Annotated in this window: 15 protein-coding genes; 13 read left to right on the top strand and 2 right to left on the bottom strand. The window is 42.5% G+C overall.

Going from position 1 to position 15,139, the window contains the following annotated elements:
* The 10 genes from SRA_RS06310 to SRA_RS06265 all read left to right on the top strand — a co-directional run bounded on the left by SRA_RS06310 (position 1) and on the right by SRA_RS06265 (position 9,786).
* Positions 1-933 carry a tagatose-6-phosphate kinase gene (locus tag SRA_RS06310; protein ID WP_003088870.1) on the top strand — a complete coding sequence of 311 codons (933 nt, stop codon included), beginning with the start codon at positions 1-3 and terminating at the stop codon, positions 931-933.
* Between the two features lie 2 nt (positions 934-935).
* Positions 936-1,916 (top strand): tagatose-bisphosphate aldolase, encoded by a 981-nt coding sequence (gene lacD, locus SRA_RS06305; protein ID WP_003088867.1) that lies wholly within the window; start codon positions 936-938, stop codon positions 1,914-1,916.
* A 50-nt stretch (positions 1,917-1,966) separates the two neighbouring features.
* Positions 1,967-2,440 (top strand): PTS sugar transporter subunit IIA, encoded by a 474-nt coding sequence (locus SRA_RS06300; RefSeq protein ID WP_003088864.1) that lies wholly within the window; start codon positions 1,967-1,969, stop codon positions 2,438-2,440.
* Between the two features lie 11 nt (positions 2,441-2,451).
* The gene (locus SRA_RS06295; RefSeq protein WP_003088862.1) at positions 2,452-2,754 is read left to right on the top strand and encodes a PTS sugar transporter subunit IIB; all 303 of its coding nucleotides are present in this window, start codon (positions 2,452-2,454) and stop codon (positions 2,752-2,754) included.
* 22 nt (positions 2,755-2,776) lie between these two features.
* On the top strand, positions 2,777-4,180 hold the full coding sequence (locus SRA_RS06290; protein ID WP_003088861.1) for a PTS galactitol transporter subunit IIC: 1,404 nt from the start codon (positions 2,777-2,779) through the stop codon (positions 4,178-4,180).
* 226 nt (positions 4,181-4,406) lie between these two features.
* On the top strand, positions 4,407-5,240 hold the full coding sequence (locus SRA_RS06285) for a PRD domain-containing protein (RefSeq protein WP_003088859.1): 834 nt from the start codon (positions 4,407-4,409) through the stop codon (positions 5,238-5,240).
* Positions 5,241-5,272: 32 nt separating this feature from the next.
* Complete coding sequence (gene lacF / locus SRA_RS06280; RefSeq protein ID WP_003088858.1) at positions 5,273-5,587, top strand: PTS lactose transporter subunit IIA; 315 nt, start codon at positions 5,273-5,275, stop codon at positions 5,585-5,587.
* A gap of 2 nt (positions 5,588-5,589) precedes the next feature.
* Positions 5,590-7,293 (top strand): lactose-specific PTS transporter subunit EIIC, encoded by a 1,704-nt coding sequence (locus SRA_RS06275; protein WP_003088857.1) that lies wholly within the window; start codon positions 5,590-5,592, stop codon positions 7,291-7,293.
* 11 nt (positions 7,294-7,304) lie between these two features.
* Positions 7,305-8,711 (top strand): 6-phospho-beta-galactosidase, encoded by a 1,407-nt coding sequence (gene lacG, locus SRA_RS06270; protein WP_003088856.1) that lies wholly within the window; start codon positions 7,305-7,307, stop codon positions 8,709-8,711.
* 178 nt (positions 8,712-8,889) lie between these two features.
* Positions 8,890-9,786 carry an aldose 1-epimerase family protein gene (locus tag SRA_RS06265; protein ID WP_003088851.1) on the top strand — a complete coding sequence of 299 codons (897 nt, stop codon included), beginning with the start codon at positions 8,890-8,892 and terminating at the stop codon, positions 9,784-9,786.
* 304 nt (positions 9,787-10,090) lie between these two features.
* Here the strand turns inward: SRA_RS06265 and SRA_RS06260 are convergent, their stop codons facing one another.
* Positions 10,091-11,236, bottom strand: coding sequence for a cobalamin-independent methionine synthase II family protein (locus tag SRA_RS06260; RefSeq protein WP_003088847.1), 1,146 nt, complete (start codon positions 11,234-11,236; stop codon positions 10,091-10,093).
* Positions 11,237-11,523: 287 nt separating this feature from the next.
* Here SRA_RS06260 and SRA_RS06255 point away from each other — a divergent pair, with 287 nt between their 5' ends.
* The 3 genes from SRA_RS06255 (at position 11,524) to SRA_RS06245 (ending at position 13,536) form a co-directional block, all read left to right on the top strand.
* The gene (locus SRA_RS06255; RefSeq protein WP_003088845.1) at positions 11,524-12,258 is read left to right on the top strand and encodes a PHP domain-containing protein; all 735 of its coding nucleotides are present in this window, start codon (positions 11,524-11,526) and stop codon (positions 12,256-12,258) included.
* A gap of 129 nt (positions 12,259-12,387) precedes the next feature.
* A complete protein-coding gene (locus tag SRA_RS06250; protein ID WP_003088843.1) occupies positions 12,388-12,924 on the top strand; it encodes a GNAT family N-acetyltransferase in 537 nt (178 codons plus the stop codon).
* A gap of 3 nt (positions 12,925-12,927) precedes the next feature.
* Positions 12,928-13,536: an alpha/beta fold hydrolase gene (locus SRA_RS06245; RefSeq protein ID WP_003088842.1), complete on the top strand. Its 609-nt coding sequence runs from the start codon at positions 12,928-12,930 to the stop codon at positions 13,534-13,536.
* Positions 13,537-13,722: 186 nt separating this feature from the next.
* On the opposite strand, the gene ald is transcribed toward SRA_RS06245, so the two are convergent.
* A complete protein-coding gene (gene ald, locus SRA_RS06240) occupies positions 13,723-14,820 on the bottom strand; it encodes an alanine dehydrogenase (protein WP_003088841.1) in 1,098 nt (365 codons plus the stop codon).
* Positions 14,821-15,139 lie beyond the last annotated feature (319 nt).

The following is a 15,139-nucleotide window of genomic DNA, read 5'->3' as shown; positions in this document are numbered from 1 at the left end:
ATGATTCTTACCGTAACGATGAATCCTTCCATCGATGTTTCCTATCCGCTGGATAAGCTCAAGCTTGATACGGTCAACCGTGTCTCAGAAGTCACCAAGACGCCGGGCGGCAAGGGATTGAATGTGACACGTGTCTTAGCAGAAGTAGGCGATGACGTTAGTGCGACGGGTTTAATTGGCGGCAGACTAGGTGATTATTTGACTGAAAAACTGACACAGGCAGGCATCAAACATCAGTTTTTCCCTATTCATGGCGAAACACGAAACTGCATTGCAATTCTGCATGAGGGACTGCAAACTGAAATTTTAGAAAGCGGCCCTTTGATTGACCCTGATGAAGCTGAAGGCTTTTTGCATCATTTTAAACTGATCTTGACCTCCTTTGATGTGGTAACGATTTCCGGCAGTCTGCCGGAGGGTCTTGAAAAGACTTATTATGCAGAATTGATCGGACTGGCTAACTTATACCGGAAAAAAGTAGTTCTTGACTGCTCAGGTGCAGCGCTTGAAGCTGTTTTGAAATCTTCAGAAAAACCAGCCGTCATCAAACCTAACAGTGAGGAATTATCACAGTTATTAGGCAGAGATATTTCAGAAGACACAGACAGCCTGAAGGACGTCCTGCTTGATCCCTTGTTTGAAGGAATTGAGTGGATTATTGTTTCTTTGGGAGCAGACGGCGCTTTTGCTAAACATAGGGATAAATTCTACAAAGTGGATATTCCTAAAATTGATGTTGTCAATCCAGTTGGATCAGGCGACTCAACCGTAGCTGGAATTGCGTCAGCACTGGCGCACGACGAAGATGATGCTAGCCTTTTGAAAAAGGCAAATGTTCTTGGCATGCTGAATGCCCAGGAAAAAATGACCGGTCATGTCAACATGGCTAACTACGATACTTTGTATCAACAAATTCAAGTAAAAGAGGTTTAAAAATGGTACTGACAGAACAAAAACGCAAATACATGGAAAAACTGAGCGATGAAAACGGGATTATTTCAGCGCTTGCCTTTGACCAGCGCGGCGCTTTGAAACGTTTGATGGCACAGCATCAAACGCAAGAGCCGAGCGTTGCACAGATGGAAGAATTAAAAGTGCTGGTAGCACAGGAATTGACCCCCTATGCTTCATCAATGCTGCTTGATCCAGAATACGGCCTGCCTGCCACAAAAGCTCTTGATAAAAATGCGGGTTTGCTGTTGGCCTATGAAAAAACAGGCTATGACACTACCAGTACCAAACGTTTGCCGGACTGCTTGGATGTTTGGTCAGCCAAACGCCTGAAAGAACAAGGCGCCGATGCTGTCAAATTCCTGCTTTACTATGATGTCGACAGTTCTGACGAGCTTAATCAGCAAAAGCAAGCCTATATTGAACGCATTGGTTCTGAATGCGTGGCAGAAGATATTCCTTTCTTCTTGGAAATTCTGGCTTATGATGAAAAGATTGCTGATGCAGCGAGCCCTGAGTATGCAAAAGTTAAACCTCATAAGGTTATCGAAGCGATGAAGGTCTTTTCAAATCCGCGCTTTAATATTGATGTGCTGAAAGTTGAAGTCCCTGTTAACATGAACTATGTTGAAGGCTTTGGCAACGGCGAAACGGTTTACAGCAAAGCAGAAGCAGCAGCCTTCTTCAAACAGCAGGACCAAGCAACTGACCTCCCTTATATTTACCTGAGTGCAGGTGTATCTGCTAAATTGTTCCAAGATACCCTCGTCTTCGCTCATGAATCAGGGGCAAACTTTAACGGTGTCCTTTGCGGCCGCGCTACTTGGGCAGGTTCTGTCAAAGACTACATTGAACAAGGCGAAGAAGCTGCGCGTCAATGGCTGCGGACAACAGGTTTTCAAAATATTGATGAGCTCAATAAAGTGCTGCAAAAGACAGCAACATCTTGGAAGGAAAAAGTCTAAAAAGGTGAAAGTCAAACCTTTTATTCTTAAGTTAAGGAGGCATAGTTACAATGACTTCACTGATTCATGAGGATACTGTGTTTGTTTCTGATAAGGTGAACCAAGAAGAGATTTTCAAGGAGATTGCGTCAAAACTTTTGGACAAGGATTTGGTAACAGAGGATTATATTGATCATTTAATTGAGAGAGAAGAGAATTATCCAACTGCTTTGCCGCTGTCTCCGATTAATCCTTTGCTGCCTAATATAGCGATCCCTCACACAGAAAGTGAATTTGTTAAAGATACCCGTATCGTACCAGTCAAATTAAAGCATCCTGTTATGTTCAAGAACATGATACTTCCTGATGAAGATGTTGACGTTTCTTTTCTCTTTATGATTTTAAATAATGATGAGAAAGAACAGGCAGGTTTGCTGCAAAACGTTATGGATTTCATCAATCGACAGGATTCTAATGAGTTAATTGACTTTTTTAACTTGAATGATCCTCAAAAAATTTATGACTTTTTGAAACAACAATTTTAAGGAGAAAACAAATGATTAAAATTTTAGCTGCCTGTGGGGCAGGTGTTAATTCTAGTCACCAAATTAAAAGCGCTTTGGAATCTGAATTAACCAAACGAGGCTACCAAGTATCATGTGATGCTGTGATGATTAAAGATATCAATGAGGAAATGCTGTCTCATTATGATATTTTTGCTCAAATTTCTAAAACGGATTTAGGATTTGACGTTAAAATTCCAGTTGTTGATGCCGGTGCTATTTTATACCGTATCCCAGCCATGGCCGAACCTGTTTATCAAAAAATGGAAGAGGTCATTAAAGGCTTAAACAAATAGCCTTTAGTGAGAGGAGTAAAAGATGAATGTAATTATTGATCTTGCAAATAAGGTATTTCAGCCGATTATTGATTTAGGGGCCGCGCCTTTAATGACGATTGTGCTGACGGTCATTGCACTCTGTTTTAAAGTTAAATTTTCTAAGGCACTGGAAGGGGGCATTAAACTGGGAATTGCTCTGACAGGTATCAGTGCAATCATCAATATTTTATCGACAGCTTTTTCAGGAGCAATGGCAGATTTTGTGGCTAGGACAGGCCTTCATCTGAATATCACCGATGTAGGCTGGGCACCCTTGGCTACCATTACTTGGGGGTCGCCCTACACACTTTATTTTCTGTTGGTTATGCTGATTGTCAATATCATCATGTTGGTTTTAAATAAAACAAATACCTTGGATGTTGATATTTTTGATATTTGGCATCTCTCTATTGTCGGATTGTTTGCGATTTACAGCGGTGCCAATCTCATTATTGCGACAGTTTTAATTATCTTTATTGGTATCTTAAAGATTATCAACTCAGACGTGATGAAACCAACGTTTAATGACTTATTAAATACCGGGGATGAAAATCCTATGACAACTACTCATATGAACTACATGATGAATCCTATTATTATGGTATTTGATAAGCTGTTTGACAAGCTGTTTCCATGGCTGGATAAATATGATTTTGATGCCGCAAAATTAAATGCTAAAATCGGATTTTGGGGTTCAAAATTTGCTATTGGTATCTATTTAGGGATTTTTGTGGGACTCTTAGCAGGACAAAAGCCTGTTGATATACTGACTTTAGCTTTCACAGCAGCAGTCTGCTTGGAGCTCTTCTCTTTAATCGGTTCTTGGTTTATTGCGGCGGTTGAGCCTTTGTCTCAGGGCATTACCGACTTTGCTTCATCAAAACTTAAAGGCCGTACCTTAAATATTGGGTTGGACTGGCCATTCTTGGCCGGGCGTGCTGAAATTTGGGCAGCAGCTAATGTTTTAGCCCCTATCATGCTCTTAGAAGCGATGATCCTTCCGGGCAACAAACTTTTGCCTCTGGCCGGAATTATTGCTATGGGGGTTACACCGGCTTTGCTTGTTGTTACCCGTGGTAAATTGATCCGCATGATTGTTATCGGTGCGATTGAGCTGCCTTTGTTTCTGTGGTCTGGTACTTTGATTGCTCCGTTTATTACAGAGACGGCGAAAAAAGTTGGTGCCTTTCCAAAAGGACTGAGTTCTTCAACAATGATTTCACACACAACTATGGAAGGGCCGGTAGAAAAGTTCTTAGCTTACTTCGTAGGGAAAGCCTCTGAAGGTGATATGACATTTCTTCTATATGCCCTGCTTGCCTTAGCTGTCTATACCTTACTGTTCTTCTGGTATGTCGGTCAGATGAAAAAACGCAATAAGGTTTATAAGGAAGCAAAAGATTAGTTTAAGAATTGAGTATAATAACCTTGATAATGAAAACTAAGCGAAAATTCCATGAAAAGTAAGGGTTTACATTTTTCCTTATTTATGTTAGTATAAATGCATAATAGAATAGAGTAGATCGTAACTAATCGAATTAGGCGAGACTACAAATGGGTCAAGGGAGCGATAAATCTCTTTGGTTTGTTTGTGGTCTTTTTTGTTTGGAATAGAAAGGAGGAAAAAGCACATGTATAGGATTGTACAAGCCTTAAATAATAATGTAGCTCTTGTTAAAGATGAATATGGAGAGCAAGCTGTTGTGATGGGGTTAGGACTTACTTTTAATAAAAGTAAAGGTGACTTAATTGTCACTAATAAAATTGAAAAAGTTTTTTCTTTAAAAAATTCAGAATCGAAAAAGAACTTTTTAACTCTTTTAAAGGATGTGCCGCTTGACTTTATCACAGTAACTTACGATGTTATTGATAGCTTATCAGCCAAATATAGTTACCCTGTTCAAGAATACTTATATGTTACCTTGACTGATCATATTTATTTTTCTTACAAAGCGATTCTTGATGGTTCTTATCAAGAGAGCAAGCTACCTCGGATTTCACAAGACTATAGTCAGGAATATGCCATGGCTTCCGAAGCTTTGGAAATTTTCCGACAAAAATTATCAGCTGATTTCCCAGATGATGAAGTGGAGAGAATTGCTCTGCATTTTATTAATGCTAAGAGTGTTGATATCAAAGTGAAAACCTCACAGACAGGTGCTGCTAAAAATATTTTAGAAAAAGTCCAAAAAATTTTGGAGCAGCATAATATTAAGAGAAACACGTACAATGCTAATTTTTATGATCGCCTGATGATTCATTTAACTTTTTTCATTGAGTATTTAGATAGAAGTAAAGATGATAACAGGTCCCTTTTGGACATGGAAAAACAGATTAAGAAGACTTATCCGGAAGCCTATAAAATCGGCAATGAGATTTATACTATTATCGCGAATGAAACCGGAATAAATGTTTACCAAAGTGAAAGACTTTATATAGCTTTACATATTCAACGTTTGCTGTGATGTCAAATTAAATAATGACAGGAGGAAAAATTATGAATAGAGAAGAAAGTACCCTATTAGGGTTTGAGATTGTAGCCTATGCCGGCGATGCACGCTCAAAGCTGCTTGAAGCCCTGAATGCAGCCCAAGCCGGCGATTTCGCTAAGGCTGATGAGCTTGTTTCAGCAGCTGAGGACTGTATCACTGATGCTCATAAAGCGCAGACTAGTCTTTTGACAAAAGAGGCACAGGGAGATGCGATTGAGCTGAGTGTTACATTGATGCATGGTCAGGATCATTTGATGACCACTATCTTGCTGAAAGATTTGATGAAGCACTTGATTGAACTATATAAGAGAGGTAGCTAAATATGAATGCATTAATTGCCCAGATTGAGAAAGGAAAACCCTTCTTTGAAAAGGTATCTCGCAATATTTATCTTCGCGCTATTCGTGACGGTTTCATTTCAGCGATGCCTGTTATCCTGTTTTCCAGTCTCTTTCTTCTGATTGCTTACGTGCCTAATATCTTCGGCTTTTCTTGGCCGAAAAATATCGAAAACGGCTTGATGACACCGTATAACTATACGATGGGGATTATCGGTTTTCTGGTTGCCGGTACAACGGCTAAGTCTTTGACCGATTCAATGAATCGCCAATTAGATGATACCAATCAGATTAACTTTATCTCAACAATGCTGGCATCAATGGCTGGATTCTTAATCATGGCAGCCGACCCAGCTAAAGAAGGCGGCTTCCTAAGCGCCTTCATGGGAACCAAAGGTCTCTTGACAGCCTTCATTGCAGCTTTTATCACTGTTAATGTTTACAAGGTCTGCGTCAAAAATAATGTGACCATTCGCATGCCTGAGGAAGTTCCGCCAAATATTTCTCAAGTATTCAAGGATATCTTCCCCTTTGCTTTCTCAATCGTTATTCTTTATGCTATCCAGTTGGGAATCAAAGCGGTTCTTGGCGTTAATGTCGCTGAATCAATCGGAACTCTCTTAGCACCCCTGTTCTCGGCAGCTGACGGCTATCTTGGAATCACCATTATCTTTGGAGCCTATGCACTGTTTTGGTTTGTTGGTATTCACGGTCCTTCTATCGTGGAGCCGGCTATCGCAGCCATTACCTATGCTAATGTTGAAACCAACTATCAGCTGCTGCAAGCAGGTCAGCATGCGGATAAGGTCATTACTTCAGGAACTCAAATGTTTATCGTTACCATGGGCGGGACAGGTGCGACCTTGGTTGTTCCTTTCATGTTCATGTGGCTGACTAAGTCAAAACGCAACAAGGCTATCGGCCGTGCTTCTGTTGTACCAACTTTCTTTGGTGTTAACGAACCAATCTTATTTGGAGCACCCATTGTTTTGAACCCTGTTTTCTTCATTCCTTTTATCCTAGCACCAATTGTTAATGTTTGGGTTTTCAAATTCTTTGTAGATACCTTGGGAATGAATAGTTTCAGTGTCAATCTTCCTTGGACAACTCCCGGACCGTTGGGAATTATCATGGGGACAGGTTTCGGTGTATTAGCCTTTGTCCTTGCAGCTCTCTTGATTGTGATTGATGTTGCCATTTACTATCCTTTTGTTAAAGTCTATGATGAACAAATCTTAGCCGAAGAAGCAGAGGGTAAGAGCGCAGCGGATTCTCTTAAAGAAAAAGTTGCCGCCAACTTTGATACTAAAAAAGCAGATGCTATTCTTGGAAAAGCAGGCACTGCCGAAACAGCTGACAGTGCCATCACTGAGCAGACAAATGTTCTGGTTCTCTGTGCCGGCGGCGGAACCAGCGGTCTCTTGGCCAATGCACTCAATAAGGCAGCTGCCGAATACGGAGCACCTGTCAAGGCAGCTGCCGGCAGCTATGGTGCCCACCGCGAAATTCTGCCGCAGTATCAATTAGTTATTCTGGCACCGCAAGTGGCATCTAACTATGAAGATATGAAAGCAGAAACAGACAAGCTTGATATTAAATTGGCTAGGACTGAAGGAGCCCAATATATTCAGCTGACCCGTGACGGTCAGGGAGCTCTGGCTTTTGTTGAAGAGCAATTTAAAGATTGAGAGGTCACAAGATGACTAAAACATTACCTAAAGATTTTATCTTCGGCGGTGCGACGGCTGCCTATCAGGCAGAAGGTGTCACCAAAGGAGAGGGCAAGGGTCCGGTTGCCTGGGACAAGTATCTGGAAGATAATTATTGGTACACAGCAGAGCCTGCCAGCGATTTTTATCATAAATACCCTGTTGATTTAAAATTGGCTGAAGAATTTGGTGTCAACGGTATCCGAATTTCCATCGCCTGGTCGCGGATTTTTCCGACAGGCTTTGGCCAAGTCAATCCTAAAGGGGTTGCATTCTATCACAAACTGTTTGCAGAATGCCACAAGCGCCATGTTGAACCCTTTGTGACCCTGCACCACTTTGATACTCCGGAAGCTCTGCATTCTAAAGGCGACTTTCTTAACCGCGACAATATAGACCACTTTGTTGATTATGCTGAGTTCTGTTTCAAGGAATTTCCAGAAGTCAACTATTGGACAACCTTCAATGAAATCGGTCCGATCGGCGATGGTCAGTATCTGGTAGGAAAGTTCCCGCCGGGTATTAAGTATGACTTGGCCAAAGTTTTCCAATCCCATCACAATATGATGGTTTCCCATGCCCGTGCGGTTAAACTTTTCAAAGACGGGGGCTACTCCGGTGAAATCGGTGTCGTACATGCCCTGCCAACTAAATATCCTTACGATCCGTCTAATTCGGCCGATGTGCGTGCAGCAGAGCTGGAAGATATTATCCATAACAAGTTTATTCTTGATGCCACCTATCTTGGCAGGTATTCAGAAAAAACCATGGAAGGCGTTAACCATATCCTTGCTCTGAATGGCGGGGAGCTTGACCTTCGTGATGAGGACTTTGCAGCACTTGAAGCAGCAAAGGATTTGAATGACTTCTTGGGAATCAATTACTATATGAGTGACTGGATGCAGGCTTTCGATGGCGAAACAGAGATCATTCATAATGGTAAGGGCGAAAAGGGAAGTTCTAAGTACCAGATTAAGGGTGTTGGCCGCAGAGAAGCGCCGGTTGATGTACCAAAAACGGATTGGGACTGGATTATCTATCCGCAAGGTCTCTATGACCAAATTATGCGCGTGAAGAAAGATTATCCAAACTACAAGAAAATTTATATCACCGAAAATGGTCTGGGCTATAAAGATGAATTTGTAGACAATACTGTTTATGATGACGGCCGCATTGATTACGTGAAGAAACACTTGGAAGTCATTTCCGATGCTATCGCTGACGGTGCCAATGTCAAAGGTTACTTTATCTGGTCACTTATGGATGTCTTCTCATGGTCAAATGGCTATGAAAAGCGCTATGGTCTCTTCTATGTTGATTTTGATACGCAGGAGCGCTACCCTAAAAAGAGTGCCTACTGGTATAAAAAATTGGCTGAAACGCATACTATTGACTGATGATTTAGCAATACTTTCTTGTCTGCTGGCATTCAACAATACTCCATTATTTAACACATAAGCTGCTAAATCAGTCAAAATAAAACGTTTGTATTTTTTGAAAGGACTTTATGGGCAAGAGTTGCAGTCTTTGGCTGCGCTCTTGCTTTATTTTCAAGTCTCAACAGGGAGGATAAACATGACAATCGAACTAAAAAACGAAAAACTTAGGGTTCAGTTTAAAGAATTCGGCGGTGCCCTGTCTTCTGTCAAAGATCAAAACGGCATAGAGTATCTATGGCAGGGAAATCCTGAATACTGGAGTTCCCAAGCACCGGTTCTTTTCCCCATTTGCGGCAGCTTGAGAAATGACTGGGGAATTTACAATATTAAAGAGCATCCGCATTTTTACGGCCGCATTCCCAGACATGGGCTGGTGCGAAAGAAACAGTTTGCCTTTGAACAGCTGAGTGAAAACAGTCTTGCTTTTACCATTGAGCCGGACGAGGAAATGCTGACGCAGTATCCCTATCGCTTTGAATTAAAGATTATCTACACTTTAAAAGGGTCAACCATCCGCACAGAGTATCAGGTAAGCAATAATGAAAAGGAAAGGACAATGCCTTATTTTATCGGAGGGCATCCCGGTTTTAACTGTCCTTTGTTTGAAGGGGATCGCTATGAAGACTACTATCTTGAATTTGAAAAAGAAGAGACCTGCACGGTGCCAAGGTCCTTCCCTGAAACAGGACTGCTTGATTTAGGAGACAGAAGCCCTTTCTTGGAAGAGCAGAAATTCCTTGACTTAGATTATTCTTTATTCGAGCATAATGCCATTACTTTAGATCAGTTGCAGTCAAGAAGTGTCACCCTGCGTTCTCGAAATCAGGATGGGGGTCTGCGTCTGGATTTTGCAGATTTTCCCTACCTTATTCTTTGGTCAACAGTCACTAAAAGCCCTTTTATAGCCTTGGAACCTTGGAGCGGCCTGTCAACGTCTTTGGATGAATCTGATTATGTGGAAGAAAAGCGCGGTGTCAGCCTGCTGGCTCCCGGGCAGACTGATCGCAAATATTTTGACATCACCGTTTTATAAATTCGGCAAAATGCTGAACCGCAGCTTCTAATTCAAAAATCAGCTAAAGCAGCGACTATTAGCCAGTAGCTGGTTTTTCCTTTGCTGCAGGGGAATTTTTCAGAGCATGCTAAAAATCCATTTGGAGTTAGGAATCTCCAAATGGATTTTTAATACAGCAGACGGCCTGCGCATCAGACATGCAAAGCTAGAGGCATCCGCAGGCCGCTGAGCTGTAAGGATTCGGTCTTAAAAATGAGCTGAACCAACCGCAAGGAGCACCCAGCGCAGTGCAAGAAGGACAGAAAATTAACAGCTGTTTGCTTTACCCCCAAAACTTCTCAGCGATTTCTTGACCTTGTTTGATTTTGGCCCATTGCTGAGGAATAGCCAGTTCATTGCCGGAATCACAGGAAGCAAAGCCGCATTGATGTGACAGCAGCAGACGTTCTTTCGGAAGAATGGTGCTGGCTTGCTCCAATAACTTCAGAACGCGTTCTTCATCATCAAGATCGGTTGTCTTACTGGAAAGCAGTCCGAGAACCACTTCGGCCTCTTTATCTTTAAGGGAAGCAAGAGCCTTTAAATCACCTGATACATCGCTGTCCCATTCTAAGAAAAAGCGGTCGTAGTGCTGATCACGCAGGAACTTTTCGGCAATGGCTTCGTAAGTTCCGCCTGAAGCTGAGCGGCTTTCGTAGTTGCCGCGACAGTTGTGCGTCCAGACCTTAAGCCCTAATTGGTGACCGTAGTCTGCCACTTCGTTGTTAATAGCAATAAATTCATCGGCAAGATCGGCCAGGCTGGCATTGCCTTCTGCAAAAAAGGAAGCGGGGTTGGATTCGTCAAAGAGTTCCCAGAGACAGTCGTCAAATTGAATGATTTCACCGCCAGCTGCCTTGTACTCATCCAAGAATTCCTTGTAAGCCTTGATGAGGCCGGCCTTTAATTCGTCATTGGTTTTGTAAACTTGATCGGGACCGGCAAGTCCATCAAAGATGGCCAGTTCGGTATAAGCGTGAGCAGGGCCCCAAATCGTTAATTTGGTTTGCGTATCGCCAGCCTCTTCCTTGAGCAGTTTGTAGATGTCCAAGAAATGATGGTTTTTGCCTGAAAGCGGCTCAGTGATACGAATACCGATATCTTTGCGGGTTTCAAAATGCCCGCCGTCATGGTCTTGGAAGGTGTAACCATGGTCTGCAATATAGCGTTCAATGCCTTTCAGTCCCCAAACAAAGTCTAAATGCCACATTGATTTAGAATATTCACCGTCTGTCAGAATATCAATGCCATTGGCCTTTTCATCGGCAATGACTTTTTTAATATCTGCCGTTTCTGTCTCAAGATAGCCAGGGAAGCTGTCATAAAAGGGATATTGAATATCATCGCGGTGTTCGATTTTATTCTTATAGTCAAGAAGGTCAGCCGGACGAAGCAGGGAGCCGACGAGTTGGAATTTTGATTGTGCCATATACATGCCTCTTTCTAGATTTCTTGCCTTTTATTGTACAGGAGCTGAGCCTTTTTGAAAAATAGTTAATTTAGAGAAAGAGGTATAGTTTAAAACTATATCTCTTTTTTGCCAATATAAGTCTCTTCAACAGAAAAAGAAGTTTTCTCTTCCCTCTCCTTTTTGGTAAAATAGAAGAAAGGTGATGAGCTAGGAAATGAAGCAAGCCTAACTGATATCACCAAAGTACGGCAGAATAAATTAGCAAGGTACCGTTTTGATTTTTAAAGAATATTAGGAGATTTTCTATGCGCGACAACCATCTACACACCCATTTTTCCTACGATTCTGATGCCAGCTTTGAGGACTATCTGACTCATTATGATGGTGACATCGTCACGACAGAGCACTACGATCTGTCCAACCCCTATAGCAAGCAGGACGATGTCCCTGATTATGAGGCTTATTCGGAAGAAATCGCTGCGCTCAATGCCCAGTATGGCAACCGCATCAAGCGCGGGATTGAAATTGGCTATTACCAGCCGCGAGAAGCAGATATTCTCAGCTTTTTGGCCGACAAGGACTATGATTTGAAGCTGCTTTCCGTCCATCACAATGGGGTCAATGATTACCTGGATGAAGAAGTGGCGGATATGGACAAGAATGCCATTATCCAAGAATACCTAGACAAGCTGGAATATGCCATCGGGCGCGTGGAGGCGGATGTTTTGGCCCATTTTGACTATGGTTTCAGACTCTTTGATGTCACTGTGGAGGAATTAAAGGTATACGAAGCCCAGCTTCGCCGCATTTTCCAAAAGATGATCGACCATAACCTAGCCTTTGAACTCAACAGCAAGTCCATGTACCTCTATGGTCACGAGCACCTCTACCGCTATGCGCTCGGTCTAGTCAAAGACTTAGGCTGCCACAAGTATTCCATCGGCTCCGACGGCCACAAACTCGAGCACTTCCGCCTCCAATTCGACCGCATCCAGCAAATTCTGGAGGAGTATGGGATTGAAAAAGGGGAGATAATTTAGGAGAGAAAAATGACCATCAAACAACTGATAATCCTCAGGTGATTGAGAAAATATTGGCAGAGAGTTTGGTATTGGGATTCCAAATCACATCTGAACACTCACCCCCCTAAACGAAAGCGAGCGAACCTAATGACCGAAAACTTAATCTTAGTCCGCCCCAGTCTTGACTGGGAGGAGGAATTATTAGCTTACAAGGATGCTTTTAAAGATGAGCACATGCACGGCGGGGCCGGTCTTTATCAATTTGATAAGGTGTCTGATTGGCTAGCCTACTTAGAAAAACTGGAAATGGATAAACCAGCAGAAGAAGGCTGGACGGCAACAGCTTTTCTCTGTATCCGTCAGTCTGATAAACGGATGGTTGGTATTTGCAATATCAGACATCATCTCAATAGTCTAGAGTTGCTTAATGTTTCAGGTCACATTGGCTACTCCATTCGTCCTGATGAGCGGCAGAAAGGCTATGCCAAAGTGCAGTTGCATTTAGCTCTGAGTGAAGCCCAAAAATTAGGAATCGACAAGGTTCTGGTGACCTGCGCAGACTGGAATATTGGTTCTGAACGCACCATTCTAGCAAACGGAGGTGTTTACGAAGATAGCCGTCTGGACGAATCGACAGGGGATCTGATGAAACGATACTGGATAGATGTGGCCGAAGGAGCATGAGGTATGAGATTAATTTTTTTGCACGGCTTGGGACAGGACAAGACGGCTTGGGATGATGTGATAGCAGCCCTGCCTCATCAGCATTGCTTGACTTTAGATTTATTTGTAGATGGAAAAATGTCTGAAAATTTTGAGACTTTGACAGAGCAGGTTGCTGGCAGTCTCCAAGAGATAGAAGAAGATTTTATTTTAATCGGTCTGTCCTTGGGCGGTGTGCTGGCTCTGGCACTGAGTCAGTACCACTTTGTGCATCTCAAAGGTCTGATCATCTCTGGTGCGCAATACCGTTTGAAAGGAAATTTTCTCTACAAACTGCAGCTATTTGTCTTTCAGCTTTTGCCTCAGTCGGTTTTTAAAAAGCGGGGAGTCGCTAAGAGACCTCTCCTTACTTTTTTAAAGTCTATGTCCAATCTTGATTTAAGCGAAAGGCTCAAATGTATTCAGCTACCAACCTTGATTCTCTGCGGACAAAAGGATAAGCCTAATCTTTTGCCTGCCAAAGAAATGGCAGAGCTGATTCCCAATGCCAAACTTGCTATCATAAAAAAAGGCGGCCATCTCTTAAACACCCAAATGCCTGCCGTTTTTGCCACAGAACTTACTGATTTTTAAAGGCACTGACAACAGCAAAAAAAGTAATCTGAGTTTGTCCAGCCTCTTGAAGTATTCTCTTTTCGAATGGCCTTAGGAAATTAAGGCTGACAGTTATAAAGTCAAAAATAGAAGTTCGCAAACACTCAAAAAACCACGAACCTTCCCAGGCCTTTAGAACTAGTGAGAAGGTTCGTGGTTTTTGAATTATAAATCGCTGTATTTTAAACCGAGTGAGTCAGCTACAGCTTTGTTAGTGACTTTACCGCGGTAGATATTTAGTCCGGTGCGCAGGGCCGAACTTTCTGCGAGGGCTTTATCCGCGCCTTTGTTGGCTAATTCAAGAGCATAAGGTAAGGTTGCGTTTGTAAGAGCGAGAGTAGAGGTGCGGGCGACGGCTCCAGGCATGTTGGCAACGGCATAGTGAAGGACACCGTCAACAAGGTAGGTTGGTGTATCGTGAGTAGTTACACGGTCAGCTGTTTCAATGATACCGCCTTGGTCAACAGCAACATCAATAACAACTGATCCTGGTCGCATTTGAGCAATCATTTCTTTGGTAACCAGTTTTGGAGCGCGTGCACCAGGGATGAGCACTGCCCCGATAACAAGGTCAGCATCTTTGACGGCTTGAGCAATATTAAGCGGATTTGACATGAGTGTCTGTACTTTTCCATCAAACTGAGCATCTAATTCTGCTAAACGTGTTGGATTGATGTCCACAATAGTGACTTTAGCACCGAGTCCGACAGCCATCTGTGCGGCATTAACACCGACATTGCCTCCGCCGATAATGACAACATGTCCTTTTTTAACACCGGGAACACCGCCGAGAAGAATGCCAGCGCCGCCTTCAATTTTAGTGAGGAACTGAGCACCGAGCTGAGTTGCCATGCGTCCTGCTACTTCACTCATAGGATTGAGCAGCGGAAGCGTACCATGGTCAACAACGGTTTCGTAGCCAATTGCAATCACATCCCCATCGATCAGAGCCTGCGTTAGTTCTGGTGCTGGTGCTAAGTGCAAGTAAGTGAAAAGCAAGAGGCCTGGGCGGAAAAACTGGTATTCACTTTCTAAAGGTTCTTTAACCTTGATGACCATGTCAGCAGCCCAAGCTTCCTGGGCTGTAGATTTGATAAGAGCTCCCTGTTCTTCATATTCAGTATCGCTAAAGCCGGATCCAAGGCCCGCATCCTTTTCGACCCAGACTTCGTGACCAGCCTGTTTGAGTGTGAGCACACCGGCTGGTGTCAGCCCCACTCGGTTTTCATTGTTCTTGATTTCCTTAGGTACACCAATAATCATATTGTAACCCCTTTCATTTAATAAAAATATTTTCCCACATTGATAGGCAATAGTCAAGAAAAAATCAAAAGACGGTTTGTTCAGTTACTAGAAAACGGTGAGAGATTGGAAGCATCAGCAAACAATGCTATAAAAGAATAAAATGGCTTAGTTCAGTATATTTTAGGTTGAAGGATTGATTATTTTGAATAAGCTAGCGATTTTTTGTATAGGTCTCCAACATTTATCTCTTCAAAGATGAAAACCAAAAATAAAATAAATTCATATTTGAATATAAGCTCCTTAGCCCTTTTTTTGTGATAGTATGCAAGTAAGAGCC

Source organism: Streptococcus ratti FA-1 = DSM 20564 (genome assembly GCF_000286075.1).
GTDB classification, from domain to species: domain Bacteria; phylum Bacillota; class Bacilli; order Lactobacillales; family Streptococcaceae; genus Streptococcus; species Streptococcus ratti.
This window is presented reverse-complemented; position numbering and strand designations above follow the sequence as displayed.

Excerpts from the sequence above, each read along its gene's own strand:
- SRA_RS06285 (WP_003088859.1), top strand. The coding sequence starts at position 4,407 with ATGTATAGGATTGTACAAGCCTTAAATAATAATGTAGCTCTTGTTAAA.
- SRA_RS06310 (WP_003088870.1), top strand. The coding sequence starts at position 1 with ATGATTCTTACCGTAACGATGAATCCTTCCATCGATGTTTCCTATCCG.
- lacG (WP_003088856.1), top strand. The coding sequence starts at position 7,305 with ATGACTAAAACATTACCTAAAGATTTTATCTTCGGCGGTGCGACGGCT.
- SRA_RS06245 (WP_003088842.1), top strand. The coding sequence starts at position 12,928 with ATGAGATTAATTTTTTTGCACGGCTTGGGACAGGACAAGACGGCTTGG.
- SRA_RS06300 (WP_003088864.1), top strand. The coding sequence starts at position 1,967 with ATGACTTCACTGATTCATGAGGATACTGTGTTTGTTTCTGATAAGGTG.
- SRA_RS06255 (WP_003088845.1), top strand. The coding sequence starts at position 11,524 with ATGCGCGACAACCATCTACACACCCATTTTTCCTACGATTCTGATGCC.
- SRA_RS06295 (WP_003088862.1), top strand. The coding sequence starts at position 2,452 with ATGATTAAAATTTTAGCTGCCTGTGGGGCAGGTGTTAATTCTAGTCAC.
- SRA_RS06250 (WP_003088843.1), top strand. The coding sequence starts at position 12,388 with ATGACCGAAAACTTAATCTTAGTCCGCCCCAGTCTTGACTGGGAGGAG.
- SRA_RS06265 (WP_003088851.1), top strand. The coding sequence starts at position 8,890 with ATGACAATCGAACTAAAAAACGAAAAACTTAGGGTTCAGTTTAAAGAA.
- lacF (WP_003088858.1), top strand. The coding sequence starts at position 5,273 with ATGAATAGAGAAGAAAGTACCCTATTAGGGTTTGAGATTGTAGCCTAT.
- SRA_RS06275 (WP_003088857.1), top strand. The coding sequence starts at position 5,590 with ATGAATGCATTAATTGCCCAGATTGAGAAAGGAAAACCCTTCTTTGAA.
- SRA_RS06260 (WP_003088847.1), bottom strand. The coding sequence starts at position 11,236 with ATGGCACAATCAAAATTCCAACTCGTCGGCTCCCTGCTTCGTCCGGCT.
- lacD (WP_003088867.1), top strand. The coding sequence starts at position 936 with ATGGTACTGACAGAACAAAAACGCAAATACATGGAAAAACTGAGCGAT.
- ald (WP_003088841.1), bottom strand. The coding sequence starts at position 14,820 with ATGATTATTGGTGTACCTAAGGAAATCAAGAACAATGAAAACCGAGTG.
- SRA_RS06290 (WP_003088861.1), top strand. The coding sequence starts at position 2,777 with ATGAATGTAATTATTGATCTTGCAAATAAGGTATTTCAGCCGATTATT.